The organism is uncultured Thiohalocapsa sp. (genome assembly GCF_913062725.1).
Classification (GTDB): domain Bacteria; phylum Pseudomonadota; class Gammaproteobacteria; order Chromatiales; family Chromatiaceae; genus Thiohalocapsa.
This window is the reverse complement of the sequence record NZ_CAJXWY010000012.1, coordinates 43,504-55,466: the sequence shown is the minus strand read 5'-3', so window position 1 is coordinate 55,466 and position 11,963 is coordinate 43,504. Positions and strand designations below refer to the sequence as shown.

Here is an 11,963-nt window from a genome sequence, read left to right as displayed (position 1 = left end):
GCTGGGCTTACACCGCCGCCAGGTCACCCTTCTCCTGCAGCCAGGCGCGGCGGTCGGCGGCACGCTTTTTTGCCAGCAGCATATCCATCAAGGTGCCGCTGCCGTCGTCGGGCACAACCGTCAGCTGCACCAGGCGCCGGGTATCCGGGTGGATCGTGGTCTCCCGCAGCTGGGCCGGATTCATCTCGCCGAGTCCCTTGAAGCGTTGCACACTGACCTTGCCCTTGAGCTTCTCGGCGGCGATGCGATCCAAAATGCCCTGGCGCTCGTCGTTATCCAGGGCGTAGAACACCTGCTTGCCCACGTCGATGCGATACAGCGGCGGCATGGCCACATACACATGCCCCTCCGCCACCAGCCGCGGGAAGTGCCGGTAGAACAGGGCACACAGCAGGGTCGCAATGTGGGCACCGTCGGAATCCGCATCCGCCAGGATGCAGATCTTGCCGAAGCGCAGTCGGGTCAGGTCATCACTGCCCGGGTCGACGCCGATGGCGACGGCGATATCATGCACCTCCTGGGAGCCCAGTACCTCCGCCGGGTCGACTTCCCAGGTGTTCAGAATCTTGCCCCGCAGCGGCATGATCGCCTGGAACTCCCGGTCGCGCGCCTGCTTGGCGGAGCCGCCGGCGGAGTCGCCCTCCACCAGGAAGAGCTCGCTGCGCTCGGGATCGGTGCTGGTGCAGTCGGCGAGCTTGCCGGGCAGCGCCGGTCCCTGAGTGACCTTTTTGCGTGTGACCTTGCGCCCCGCCCGCAGTCTGGCCTGGGCGCCGGCGATGGCGAGCTCGGCGATGCGCTCGCCATCGGCCACGTGCTCGTTCAGCCACAGACTGAACGCATCCTTGACCACGCCGGATACGAAGGCGGCACACTCCCGCGACGACAACCGCTCTTTGGTCTGACCGGAGAACTGCGGCTCCGTCAGCTTCACCGACAGCACCCAGCTGGCCCGGGCCCAGACATCCTCCGGTGCCAAGCGTACACCCCGGGGCAGCAGATTGCGGAACTCACAGAACTCCCGCACGGCCTCGGTGAGCCCGGTGCGCAGGCCGTTCACGTGGGTGCCGCCCTGCACCGTCGGTATCAGGTTCACGTAGCTTTCGCTGACGGGGTCACCGTCCTCGGGCAGCCAGGTGACCGCCCAGGCGGCGGCCTCTGTCCTCCCCTCCATATTACCGACGAAGGGCGGTGACGGTACCGTCGACAGCGTTGCCAGGGCCTGCTGCAGGTAGTCCTTGAGACCGTCCTCATAACACCAGGTGCGCTCTTCTCCGCTCGCCTCATCCCGAAAGCGGACCTCGAGGCCGGGACAAAGCACGGCTTTGGCCCGCAACAGGTGGGTGAGCTGGCGGACCGAGAACTTGGGCGAGTCGAAATACGCCGGATCCGGCCAGAAGTGCAGCCGGGTGCCGTTGTTGCCGCGCCCGACGCTGCCCACCGCCGCCAGCGCCGTGCGCTTGTGCCCATCGGCGAAGGCCATATGGTATTCCTTGCCGTCGCGCCTGATCCAAATCTGCAACTGCTTGGAGAGCGCGTTCACCACCGAGACACCAACACCGTGCAGGCCGCCGGCGAAACGGTAGCTGTTGCTGTTGAACTTCCCCCCCGCGTGCAGCTTGGTGAGAATCACTTCGACGCCCGGCAGCCCCAGCTGTGGATGGACGTCGACAGGCATGCCGCGGCCATCGTCGGCCACCTCGCAGGAGCCGTCGGCGAACAGGGTGACGTCGATGCGTGTGGCATGCCCTGCCAGCGCCTCGTCGACACTGTTGTCGATCACCTCCTGCGCCAGGTGGTTCGGGCGGGCGGTATCCGTGTACATACCCGGGCGCTTGCGCACCGGGTCAAGGCCGCTCAGGACCTCGATGGAAGAGGCGTCGTAGGTGCCTTTCATCGGCGGGGCAATACTCCTGCGCAAGGGTCCACCCCCGGCCCGCTCACCAGTCGGCGGTGGGCGCGCGGAAATTGACCACAAAATTCCCCTAAGCTACCGTATCCGCGATGCATCACACAAACCACACATGAGCAAGAACACTGTCACAGACGTCACCGACGCCAGCAACCCCAACGCAGAGACCAGCACAGGCGAGCCCGCCGACATCGCCGAGCCGCCGCAGTTCGAGCGCGCCATGGCGGAGTTGGAGGCCCTGGTGGAGCGCCTCGAGGGCGACGGGCTCACGCTGGAGGAATCGCTCGCGGTGTTCGAGCGTGGCATCGGCCTCACCCGTGCGTGCCAGCACGCGCTCGACGCCGCCGAGCAACGCGTGCGCATCCTCACCGAGTCGTCTGAGACGGCGGCCCCGGAGCCCTTCGGCGATGACACACGCGACTGAGCCGGGTGCGCAGCCGTCGCGGCGCCGGCCCGTTGCAACCAGAAGCCGATCCCGCTGCAGGAATGCCCCATGAGCGAAGACCCCCTAGGCCCGCTGATGGCGCAGTGCCGCGCGCGCATCGAAACGGTGCTCGACGCCTCGCTGCCGGCCGCCGACACCTCGCCCGAGCGCCTGCATGCGGCCATGCGCTACGCCGTGCTGGGTAGCGGCAAGCGCGTGCGTCCCATTCTCGCCTACGCCGCCGCCCGCGCCACCGGCGTCTCCTGGGAGCGTGTGGACGCAGCCGCAGCGGCACTGGAGCTGATCCACGCCTCCTCGCTGGTGCACGACGATCTGCCGTCGCTGGATGACGACGATCTGCGCCGCGGCCGCCCCACATGCCACAAGGCCTTCGATGAGGCGACGGCGTTGTTGGCCGGGGACGCCTTGCAGACGCTCGCGTTCGAAGTGCTCGCCACCGATCCGCACAACCCGCCCGCAGCGCGGGTGGCCATGGTCGCGCGCCTGGCGCAGGCGGCGGGCGCCGGCGGCATGCTCGGCGGCCAGGTCCTGGATCTCGCCTCGGAAGGCCGACAACTCGATCTGGACGCGCTCAAGAACCTGCATCAGCACAAGACCGGGGCGCTGATCCGCGCCGCCGTCGCCATGGCCGCCATTGCGGCCGACACGCCGCCGCATGGGCAGGCGGCGGATCAGGATCCGGCGCAGGCCCAGGCACGGGCCGCCGCGATGGACCACTACGCGGCCTGTATCGGGCTCGCTTTTCAGGTGCAGGACGATTTGCTGGATGTGGAGGGCGACACCGCGGTCATCGGCAAGACCAGCGGAGCCGATGCGGCGCACCACAAGGCCACCTACCCCTCGCTGCTCGGCGTCGAAGCCGCCCATGCCGCCGCACGCGCGTTGGTGGACTCGGCGCTCGCCGCCCTGCGCGACTTCGGCGCGGGCGCGGACCCGCTGCGCTGGATCGCGGACTACATCATCGCCCGGGATCGCTGACGCCCCCGCCGCCAATGCCGTGGGCGGCCCGCGCACTGGCATGGTCGTCCGCATTTGCCCTCCCAGATCCGATCCCCGATAATCCCGGGCTCATGCAAGTGCCGGTCTGTGCGGATAATATCCACGAGGACTACCCGTTTTCTTCGGCCCAACCCGCGCACACCTCCCCGCAACCACCCATTCGGTACCGCCCGCCGGTGCCCCGAGCGGGACTTCTCGTTGAGGATGCAGTCAATGGATTCCAGGCTCTCGACAGCCACAACCGCCATCGCCGATGTCCAGGGCAGTGCCGACAGCAGGCAGATCGCCATCGACAAGGTCGGCATCAAGGACATCCGCCATCCGGTGCGCATCAAGGACCGCAGCGGCCACGAGCAACACACGGTGGCCACTTTCAACATGTTCGTGTACCTTCCGCACAATTTCAAAGGCACGCACATGTCGCGCTTCGTCGCCATCCTCAATGGGCACGAAGACGAGATCGGCGTCGGCACCTTCAAGCAAATGCTGGTGGAAATGGCGCAGCGGCTGGAATCGCAGGCCGGCCACATCGAGATGCGCTTTCCGTTCTTCGTCAAGAAGCACGCGCCGGTCAGCGGCGTCCCCAGCCTGATGGACTACGATGTCACGCTGATCGGCGAGATCCGCGACGGCAGGTCGCAGATGTCCATCAAGGCCGTCGTGCCCGTCACCAGTCTCTGCCCCTGTTCCAAGCAGATCTCCGACTACGGCGCTCACAACCAGCGCTCCCACATCACGGTGGAGGCTCGCACCCGGGGCTTTTTGTGGATCGAGGAGCTGATCGAAATGGTCGAGGCGGAAGCGTCCTGTGAGCTCTACGGGCTCCTGAAGCGCCCCGATGAGAAGCACGTCACCGAGCGCGCCTACGACAACCCCAAGTTCGTCGAGGATACCGTCCGCGACGTTGCCCGGCGACTCAACGACGACGAACGCATCAGCGCCTATGTGGTGACGGCGGAGAACTTCGAGTCCATCCATAACCACTCGGCCTATGCGCTGATCGAGCGCGACAAGACCCTCGACTGACGCCGCCGACGCGGCTGTCTTTCAGACCCGCCACAGGTCCGTCTCGGTGCACCGCACTCGTCGGGGCTAAGTCGCGGCCTCGAGGGTTTCCCAGCGGGCGTAGTCGGCGGCGAGTTGCTCCTCCAATGCCGCCAATCGGCCCTGCACGGCGGTCACCTCGGCGCCACCCTCGCGGTACAGGGAGGGGTCGGCCAGGCGTTGTCGCAGCACCGCCTGCTCGGCTTCCAGCTGCTCGATCCGCGCCGGCAGCGCCTGCAGCTCCCGTTGCTCCTTGTAGCTGAGCTTCCTGCGTGTCGCCGCGTCCCCAGTGTTTGTCCGCCCAGTGTTTGTCCGCCCAGTGGGTGTCTCCCCGGCCGCCGGCGACCCGGGCGCGCGCGCCGGCTTCGGCGCTTCGGCAGGCGCCGCCGGCGCACGCCGCCGCTGGCGCATCCAGTCGGACCAACCGCCGACGTACTCCCGTACCTTGCCATCGCCCTCCAGCACCAGCGTCGAGGTCACGACATTGTCGAGCAGTTGACGGTCGTGACTCACCAACAGCAAGGTGCCGTCGAAGTCCGAGAGCAATTCCTCCAGCAGCTCGAGCGTCTCCACATCCAGATCATTGGTGGGCTCGTCCATCACCAGCAGGTTGGCCGACTGGGTGAAGAGCCGCGCCAGCAGCAGGCGATTACGCTCGCCGCCGGAGAGTGCCGAGACGGGCTGCTGGGCGCGCGCCGGCGCGAACAGGAAGTCCTTGAGATAGGAGAGCACATGGATGCGGCGCCCGCCCACCTCGATCACGTCGCTGCCGCCGCCGACGTTGTCGCGAACGCTGCGATTGGGGTCCAGTTGGGCCCGGAGTTGGTCGAAGTAGGCGATTTGCAGGCTGGTACCGAGACGGATGTGGCCGGCGTCGGGTTGCAGCTGGCCCAACAGCAGCTTGAGCAGCGTGGATTTGCCGGCGCCGTTCGGCCCGATGATGCCGACGCGGTCGCCGCGCAGGATCAGGGTGTCGAGGCCGTCGATGACCGCCGCATCGCCCTCCCCTTGTCCGTAGCCAAAATGCACCCCCTGGGCCTCCACCACCAGCTTGCCACTGCGCTCACCGCTGTCGAGCCGCAGACGGGCGTTGCCGGGCCCGTGACGGCGCTCACGGCGCTCTGCGCGCATGGCCTCGAGCGCGCGCACGCGACCCTCGTTGCGGGTGCGCCTCGCCTTGATGCCCTGGCGAATCCAGACTTCCTCCTCGGCGAGCTTTTTGTCGAAGCGCGCCTGCGCCTGGGTCTCGGCATGCACCCGTTCCGCCCGGCGGCGCAGGTAATTGTCGTAATCGCCCGGCCAGTCGGTGAGCCGGCCGCGGTCGAGCTCCAGGATGCGGGTCGCAAGCCGGCGCAGGAAGCGACGGTCGTGGGTGATGAACAGGATGCTGCCGCCGAAGCCCAGAAGGAACTCCTCCAGCCACTCGATGGTATCCACATCCAGATGGTTGGTGGGCTCGTCGAGCAGCAGCAGATCCGGCTCCGAGACCAGCGCCCGCGCCAGCATCACACGCCGGCGCAAGCCGCCGGAGAGGTTTGCATACCGAGCCTCCGCATCGAGCCCCAGGCGGCTGATGACCCGCTCGGCGCGTTGCTCGATGGCCCAGCCGTCCTCTGCGTCCAGACGTTGCTGCACGGCCGCCAGCCGCGCCAGGTCGGTCGCACTGGGCTCGGCGCTGGCCGCGAGCAGGTGGCTCAGGTGCAAATACTCGGCGGCTGCGGCGCCGAGGGACCCGAGTCCGCCCATCACCACGTCCAGCACGCGCTCGTGCGCGCCCGTGGGCGCTTCCTGTGCCAGCCGTGCGATCCGCACGCCATCGCCGCGGCGGACCTCCCCGGCATCCGGCTGGACATCGCCGGCGATGATGCGCAACAGTGTCGATTTACCGGTGCCGTTGCGCCCGAGCAAGCACACCCGCTCCCCGGGCTCGATGGTCAGATCGACGCCATCGAGCAGATTGGGTGCCCCGTAGGAGAGCACGATGGATTGCAGAGAGAGCAAAGACATGGCGTTGTACGAGCGCTGGCGCCGCTTCAGCGGAAGCGCCAAAGGCTAAGCAAAATCGTTTACAATTTGACGATTGTCATTCATCCGGTATTGTACAGGGCGAGGTTTAATCAGTCTTATGGTGAAGTCCGTGACACTGCGCGAGGCCTGGGCCGGCGAGGCCGACTGCCGCAACTGCGCGTTGCGCACCACGGCGCTGTTCGCCGGGCTCTCAGAAACGGACTTCGACCTTATCCACGATCCCATCGATCAGTTCGATCTGAAGCCCGGCACGACCCTGTACAAAACCGGGGATTCCAGCGCCTACATGTACACCGTTCGCTCCGGCTCCATCAAGCTGGTGCAATACCTGCCCGATGGCAGCCAGCGCATCGTGCGCATCGTCCGCGGGGCGGACGTACTGGGGCTGGAGGCGATGCTGGATGAAGGCTACCATCACGACGCCATCGCCCTGCAGCGCTCCGAGGTCTGCCGCTTCCCGACCCGGGTGGTCCGTCAGCTGAGCCAGGATAACCCACAACTGCACCGTGAGCTCATGGCGCGCTGGCAGCGGGCGCTGAACGAGGCGGACGCCTGGCTCACGGAGCTTTCCACCGGCTCGGCCCGGCAACGGGTCGCGCGCCTGCTCCTGCGCCTGGTGCGCGATCACGACGCCACCGAGTGCGAGCTTTTCGGCCGCGAGGACATGGGCGCCATGCTCGGTATCACCACCGAGACCGCCAGCCGGACCATCGCGGGCTTCAAGCGCGAGCGCCTCCTGGTGGAGACGCGCCCGAACCGTTTCATCCTCGACATCCCGAACCTGCGCCGACTCGCCGAGGATTAGCCCGCGGCGGGGGCGCCAGCGCGATGCCCGGGGCGCGCCGCCGGGGAATGCTCGCGCAGCAGCGTCCCGTTGATCCTTTTCAATGCCATGCGCCCGCTGGCCCGTTAGTTTGGACGCATGCCGCGGGTCTTCCTCATGTCGGTGGGGCGTGGCGAGTCGCCGCTCTCGGGACTTGCCCCGAGCCAGCGCCGCCGAGCCAATACGGCCGATTTCTCAGGTACCACCCATCCATGCGTATCGCAGTCTCCAGCCAAAACTTCCGCACCATTACCGGCCATGCCGGGAAGTCCCGACGCTTCATCGTCTACCACGCCAAGCCGGGGGAGACGCCACAGGAACTGGAGCGTCTCGACCTGCCGAAGGCACTCTCCCTGCACGAGTACCACGGCGACGATCATCCGCTGTTCGGTCTGGGCCTGGACGCCGTGATCACCGCCAGCGCCGGCGCCGGCTTCGTGCAGCGCATGGACCGGCGCGGAATCCGCGTGGTGGCCACAGCGGAGACGGATATCCGGCGGGCGGTCACCGCAGTGGCGGCGGGCGCGTCCCTGCCGGAGGCGCCGCCACACGACCATGGTGCCGGCGGCGGGCGCGGCCACGGACACGGTTTCAGCGGCCCGGAGGCTTGACGGCCAGGGCGGTGGGCAGGGACTATCGTAGGAATCGCCAGCGTTCAACCCTGCCTGATGGCTCCTCATGCGCCCGACTCCGTTGCCGACCCTCATCGTTCTGGTTGCGCTCGGCGCGCTCGCGGGATGCGCCGCAGGCCGCATGGGACCGGTGCCGTCGCTCACGTCGACAGAGCCGGCGGCGCGTGTGACCGTACAGCGCAGCCGCTCGGTGCTCGGCGCCCCGGTATCGATGTTGGTCAAAATCGATGGCCGCCATGTCCACGCACTGCGCTGGGGCCAGCAATTCAGCTTCACGATCGACCCGGGGGAGTATCGGCTTGGCTACGACCTGGGCTTCAACCACTGCCAGCAGCGTGTCGTCCTGGCGCCCGGCGAGCGCTATGTGGTGCGCATGACGCCGGTGTGCCAGATCGAGCTGTTGCGCGCCGACGAGCTCCGCTGACACCGGCGTTGTCATCAGCCGGTTTCGGCGACGATGGGGTCGATGGTGATCTCCACGCGCCGATTCAGGGTGCGGCCGTAGGCGCTGGTGTTGCTGGCCACGGGCCTGGACTCGCCATAGCCGCTGCTGCGCAGGCGCTGGGGCAGCACCCGCTCGGTGAGCAGGTAGGATTCCACCGCCGCCGCCCGTCGCTCGGACAGGCCCTGGTTGTAGGCCGCCGTGCCGGTGTCGTCGGTATGCCCGGCGATATCGAGCCGGGTCTTCCCGTACTTGTTCACCACGGCGCTGATCTTGTCCAGCGTGCTGTAGAATCCGGGCTTGATATCGGTGGAGTCCACATCGAAGGCGGTGCTGCTGGTCATCCCGACCCGCAGACGATCGTCGGGCAGCGCCTCGACACGGATATCACCACGGGCGATCTCCGCCGCCAGCACCCGCTCGAAATCCTTGCGCTGGCGCTCCATATAACTGCCCACGAGGCCACCAGCAATGGCACCGCCAACGGCACCGATCAACGCCCCTTTACCGGCATCCGCGCTGCGTGAGCCGAGCAGCGCTCCAGCTGCGGCGCCGGCCGCAGAGCCAATGGCCACGCCGGCCTCGGATTCGGTGAGCGCGCGGCGATTGCCGAATTCGTCCGTCGCGCAGCCCCCCAAGACCAGGCCGCACAGCGTCGCCAGCGCCAAGTCCCGTCGGACGCCGGGCACCGATGCCCGACGCGGTTGATTGGACATGTGTTTCATAGGCCTCCAAAACGACTTGCTCAAGATGACGGACGCGGCGCACACCAGGCCAGCCCGCACCACGACCATGGTATCACCGCCGTGGCGGCCCGCCAGCCGCCGGGGGCTTGTGATGGCCCCCGCCCCGCTCAACGTTGCGCCATAACGAAACTCTGAGACGGCACCACGCCGGCACTGTCCAAGTATGTCCTACCCCGACCGCTATCAGCCCACTCTGGCGCGCATGTTGCTCGGCTTGCTGCTGTTCGCTGGCTGCTGGCTCGCCTGCGTGCTGGGCGGCGCGAAGGGGCTGCCCTGGCTGGGTGTGGCCGCCGCGGTCGCCGTCGTCTGGCTGCATCTTCGCATGGCACCGCAGCCGCGGCGTGAGGCCATGGTGATTGCTGCAGCGGTGGCCCTGGGTGCACTGTGGGATGGGCAGATTGCGGGCCATGGCTGGGTCGCTTACACCGGCGGCACACCGGTGCGCTGGCTGCCGCCGCTGTGGATTCTGGCCACCTGGGCCGCCTTCGCCACCTTGCTCAACGTATCGCTGCGCTGGCTGCGTGGCCGCTACGCCCTAACCATGGCCATCGGTGCTCTGAGTGCGCCTCTCGCCTACGCCGTGGGCGCAGAGTTCGGCGCCGCGAGCTTCCCCGACAAGCTCGTCGCCATGGTTGCGGTTGCCGTCGGCTGGGCGGTGGCCCTGCCGGTCTTGGTAGCGCTGGCGGCTCGCTGGGACGGCCTATCCCCGCCAGCACCAGCGCAGACGGGCGACGCAGGAGCCGGCAGCCATGTTTGACGTCGACGTCTATGGTGCCGGCCTGGCGGTGGTGCTCGGCATGGCCGTCGCGGCGTGGCTGCTCAGCATTCCCAAGCGCGACGTGAGCTTCATCGACTCGCTGTGGTCGCTGTTCTTCCTCGCCCTGACCATTACCTACATCACCCTGGCGCCGGCATTGACCGAGCGCGCATACCTATTGTTGTTCATCGTCACCGTCTGGGCCGTGCGCCTGTCGGTGTTCATCACCCTGCGCAATCTGGGCCAGCCGGAGGATCGACGCTATCGGGCCATCCGCACCGACAACGGGCCCGGCTTCTGGCTCAGGAGCCTGTACATCGTCTTCGCACTTCAGGCGATCCTGGCATGGATCATTTCATTGCCGCTCCTGGGCACCGTGCTCGGCGCCGCGCCGCTTGGCTGGCTGGATTTCGCCGCCGTGGCCCTGTGGCTGCTGGGCTTTGGTTTCGAGACCATCGGTGACCAGCAGCTCGCGCGCTTCAGGTCACAGCCAGGCAGCCACCATCGGGTGCTCGACACGGGGCTTTGGCGCTACACCCGCCATCCCAACTATTTCGGCGAGGCCTGCATCTGGTGGGCGTATTATCTGTTTGCCCTCGCCGCCGGCGCCTGGTGGACCATCATCGGTCCGCTGCTCATGACCTATCTGCTGCTGCGGGTCTCCGGTGTCAGCCTGCTGGAGAAGGACATCGACGAGCGCCGTCCGGCCTACGGCGACTACGTTCGCCGCACCAATGCCTTTTTCCCCGGTCCGCCCAGGACATCGCTCTAGCGCCACCACCACTTTGCCCCGCAGCCGTGCCGGGCTTATCAGGAGGACTCCACCATGCGCTCGAACAAGCCCCCCGGCCGGTGTGCGAACAGGGCCCGCCACCTGGCGTCGGCGGCAATGGTCGCCGTACTCTCGATGGCCGGCTACATGTCCGCCAGCGCCGCCTGGGCCGAGCAACTGCGGTTTCAGGTGTACCTGGACAACCGTCCCATCGGCGAGCACAGCTTCCGCATCGCCGAGAATGGAGCAACCACCAGCGTCACCAGCCGGGCGGCCTTCGAAGTCGGCTTCCTCTTCATCACCGCCTATCGTTATCGCCACACCAGCAACGAAGTATTCCGTGACGGCTGTCTGCTGGCCATCGACGCCACGACCAACGACAACGGCAAGCGCTACGCGGTCAACGGCGAGGCCATGGACGACGCCTTTCGTATCAGGACCGAGGACACCATTGAGCGCGCAGACGGTTGCGTGAAAACCTTCGCCTACTGGGACAAGGCGTTTCTGGACATGCCTCGGCTACTCAACCCGCAGACCGGCGATCTCGAGCGGGTGCGGGTGCAGCCGCGGGGACGCGACACAGTCGAAGTGGACAGTGGTGATCATGTACCGGCCGAACGCTATGCGCTGGAAACAGGGGAGCTCACCATCGACCTCTGGTACAACGACGACTTCGGCTGGGTGGGGCTCGAGAGCGACACCGGCCAGGGTCGACGGCTCATTTATCGGCGGGTCATGTGATGCATCGGCTATCGCGCTCACTCCGATACGCGGCGGCCGCCGCACTGGCCGCGGCCGCGGCGCTCTTTCTGGTCTCAGGCTGCACTGAAGGTGGAGGCGAACCCATGGATACCGTTCCTTACGTCGATCTGAAGCGTTTCATGGGCGATTGGTACGTGGTGGCGAACATTCCGACCTTCGTCGAGAAAGACGCCTACAACCCCATCGAGCGCTACAAGCTCAACCCCGACGGCACCATCGCTACCACCTTCACCTTCAACAAGGGCGGTTTCGACGGACCACTCAAGACCTTTCATCCCAAGGGCTTCGTGCTGGACACAACGACCAACGCGCACTGGGGCATGCAGTTCCTCTGGCCCATCAAGGGCGACTTTCGCATCATCTATCTCGATGAGGACTATCAAACCACGGTCATCGGTCGCGCCAAGCGCGACTACGTCTGGGTCATGAAGCGCACGCCGGAGCTCAGCGACGCCGAGTTCGCCCGGATACAGGCGTTCATCGAATCCGTCGGCTACGACGCAGACAAGCTCCAGCGCCCACCCCACGAGACCGGCTGATGCCGCATCTCCGTCGGCTCTCATCTGTACCAACCGCATCCATGACACCGCCGTGCCCGCCGCCT

The 11,963-nt window shown here is 66.9% G+C and carries 13 protein-coding genes; 10 read left to right on the top strand and 3 right to left on the bottom strand.

Translation table 11 applies throughout. The features are described from left to right. Positions 1-7: 7 nt before the first annotated feature. Complete coding sequence (gene parE / locus QZ588_RS05000; protein WP_295540503.1) at positions 8-1,894, bottom strand: DNA topoisomerase IV subunit B; 1,887 nt, start codon at positions 1,892-1,894, stop codon at positions 8-10. 127 nt (positions 1,895-2,021) lie between these two features. On the opposite strand from parE, the gene QZ588_RS04995 reads away from it, so the two are divergent. From QZ588_RS04995 to folE2, 3 genes are all read left to right on the top strand, one after another. Continuing rightward, a complete protein-coding gene (locus tag QZ588_RS04995; protein WP_295540502.1) occupies positions 2,022-2,333 on the top strand; it encodes an exodeoxyribonuclease VII small subunit in 312 nt (103 codons plus the stop codon). Between the two features lie 69 nt (positions 2,334-2,402). Further along, positions 2,403-3,332, top strand: a complete 930-nt coding sequence (locus QZ588_RS04990) for a farnesyl diphosphate synthase (RefSeq protein ID WP_295540500.1) — start codon at positions 2,403-2,405, stop codon at positions 3,330-3,332. 234 nt (positions 3,333-3,566) lie between these two features. Beyond that, positions 3,567-4,379: a GTP cyclohydrolase FolE2 gene (gene folE2 / locus QZ588_RS04985; RefSeq protein ID WP_295540498.1), complete on the top strand. Its 813-nt coding sequence runs from the start codon at positions 3,567-3,569 to the stop codon at positions 4,377-4,379. Between the two features lie 66 nt (positions 4,380-4,445). Here folE2 and QZ588_RS04980 read toward each other — a convergent pair whose 3' ends face one another. Further along, positions 4,446-6,404, bottom strand: coding sequence for an ATP-binding cassette domain-containing protein (locus tag QZ588_RS04980; protein ID WP_295540496.1), 1,959 nt, complete (start codon positions 6,402-6,404; stop codon positions 4,446-4,448). Positions 6,405-6,522: 118 nt separating this feature from the next. Between QZ588_RS04980 and QZ588_RS04975 the strand changes: the two genes are divergently transcribed. From QZ588_RS04975 to QZ588_RS04965, 3 genes are all read left to right on the top strand, one after another. Beyond that, on the top strand, positions 6,523-7,230 hold the full coding sequence (locus QZ588_RS04975; RefSeq protein WP_295540494.1) for a Crp/Fnr family transcriptional regulator: 708 nt from the start codon (positions 6,523-6,525) through the stop codon (positions 7,228-7,230). Between the two features lie 230 nt (positions 7,231-7,460). Then, entirely contained in the window at positions 7,461-7,859 is a 399-nt protein-coding gene (locus tag QZ588_RS04970; protein ID WP_295540492.1) for a NifB/NifX family molybdenum-iron cluster-binding protein, read from the top strand. A gap of 67 nt (positions 7,860-7,926) precedes the next feature. After that, on the top strand, positions 7,927-8,304 hold the full coding sequence (locus QZ588_RS04965; protein ID WP_295540491.1) for a hypothetical protein: 378 nt from the start codon (positions 7,927-7,929) through the stop codon (positions 8,302-8,304). A 14-nt stretch (positions 8,305-8,318) separates the two neighbouring features. Here the strand turns inward: QZ588_RS04965 and QZ588_RS04960 are convergent, their stop codons facing one another. Continuing rightward, complete coding sequence (locus tag QZ588_RS04960) at positions 8,319-9,038, bottom strand: OmpA family protein (protein ID WP_295540489.1); 720 nt, start codon at positions 9,036-9,038, stop codon at positions 8,319-8,321. A gap of 193 nt (positions 9,039-9,231) precedes the next feature. Between QZ588_RS04960 and QZ588_RS04955 the strand changes: the two genes are divergently transcribed. From QZ588_RS04955 to QZ588_RS04940, 4 genes are all read left to right on the top strand, one after another. Then, positions 9,232-9,825 carry a DUF2878 domain-containing protein gene (locus QZ588_RS04955; RefSeq protein WP_295540487.1) on the top strand — a complete coding sequence of 198 codons (594 nt, stop codon included), beginning with the start codon at positions 9,232-9,234 and terminating at the stop codon, positions 9,823-9,825. After that, positions 9,818-10,597: a DUF1295 domain-containing protein gene (locus tag QZ588_RS04950; protein WP_295540485.1), complete on the top strand. Its 780-nt coding sequence runs from the start codon at positions 9,818-9,820 to the stop codon at positions 10,595-10,597. Before QZ588_RS04955 ends, QZ588_RS04950 begins: the two co-directional genes overlap by 8 nt. A 117-nt stretch (positions 10,598-10,714) precedes the next feature. Further along, positions 10,715-11,338 carry a DUF6134 family protein gene (locus tag QZ588_RS04945; RefSeq protein WP_295540483.1) on the top strand — a complete coding sequence of 208 codons (624 nt, stop codon included), beginning with the start codon at positions 10,715-10,717 and terminating at the stop codon, positions 11,336-11,338. 104 nt (positions 11,339-11,442) lie between these two features. Next, entirely contained in the window at positions 11,443-11,898 is a 456-nt protein-coding gene (locus tag QZ588_RS04940; RefSeq protein WP_295540482.1) for a lipocalin family protein, read from the top strand. The last annotated feature ends 65 nt before the right edge of the window (positions 11,899-11,963 follow it).

Excerpts from the sequence above, each read along its gene's own strand:
- parE (WP_295540503.1), bottom strand. The coding sequence starts at position 1,894 with ATGAAAGGCACCTACGACGCCTCTTCCATCGAGGTCCTGAGCGGCCTT.
- QZ588_RS04995 (WP_295540502.1), top strand. The coding sequence starts at position 2,022 with ATGAGCAAGAACACTGTCACAGACGTCACCGACGCCAGCAACCCCAAC.
- QZ588_RS04990 (WP_295540500.1), top strand. The coding sequence starts at position 2,403 with ATGAGCGAAGACCCCCTAGGCCCGCTGATGGCGCAGTGCCGCGCGCGC.
- folE2 (WP_295540498.1), top strand. The coding sequence starts at position 3,567 with ATGGATTCCAGGCTCTCGACAGCCACAACCGCCATCGCCGATGTCCAG.
- QZ588_RS04980 (WP_295540496.1), bottom strand. The coding sequence starts at position 6,404 with ATGTCTTTGCTCTCTCTGCAATCCATCGTGCTCTCCTACGGGGCACCC.
- QZ588_RS04975 (WP_295540494.1), top strand. The coding sequence starts at position 6,523 with ATGGTGAAGTCCGTGACACTGCGCGAGGCCTGGGCCGGCGAGGCCGAC.
- QZ588_RS04970 (WP_295540492.1), top strand. The coding sequence starts at position 7,461 with ATGCGTATCGCAGTCTCCAGCCAAAACTTCCGCACCATTACCGGCCAT.
- QZ588_RS04965 (WP_295540491.1), top strand. The coding sequence starts at position 7,927 with ATGCGCCCGACTCCGTTGCCGACCCTCATCGTTCTGGTTGCGCTCGGC.
- QZ588_RS04960 (WP_295540489.1), bottom strand. The coding sequence starts at position 9,038 with ATGTCCAATCAACCGCGTCGGGCATCGGTGCCCGGCGTCCGACGGGAC.
- QZ588_RS04955 (WP_295540487.1), top strand. The coding sequence starts at position 9,232 with ATGTCCTACCCCGACCGCTATCAGCCCACTCTGGCGCGCATGTTGCTC.
- QZ588_RS04950 (WP_295540485.1), top strand. The coding sequence starts at position 9,818 with ATGTTTGACGTCGACGTCTATGGTGCCGGCCTGGCGGTGGTGCTCGGC.
- QZ588_RS04945 (WP_295540483.1), top strand. The coding sequence starts at position 10,715 with ATGGTCGCCGTACTCTCGATGGCCGGCTACATGTCCGCCAGCGCCGCC.
- QZ588_RS04940 (WP_295540482.1), top strand. The coding sequence starts at position 11,443 with ATGGATACCGTTCCTTACGTCGATCTGAAGCGTTTCATGGGCGATTGG.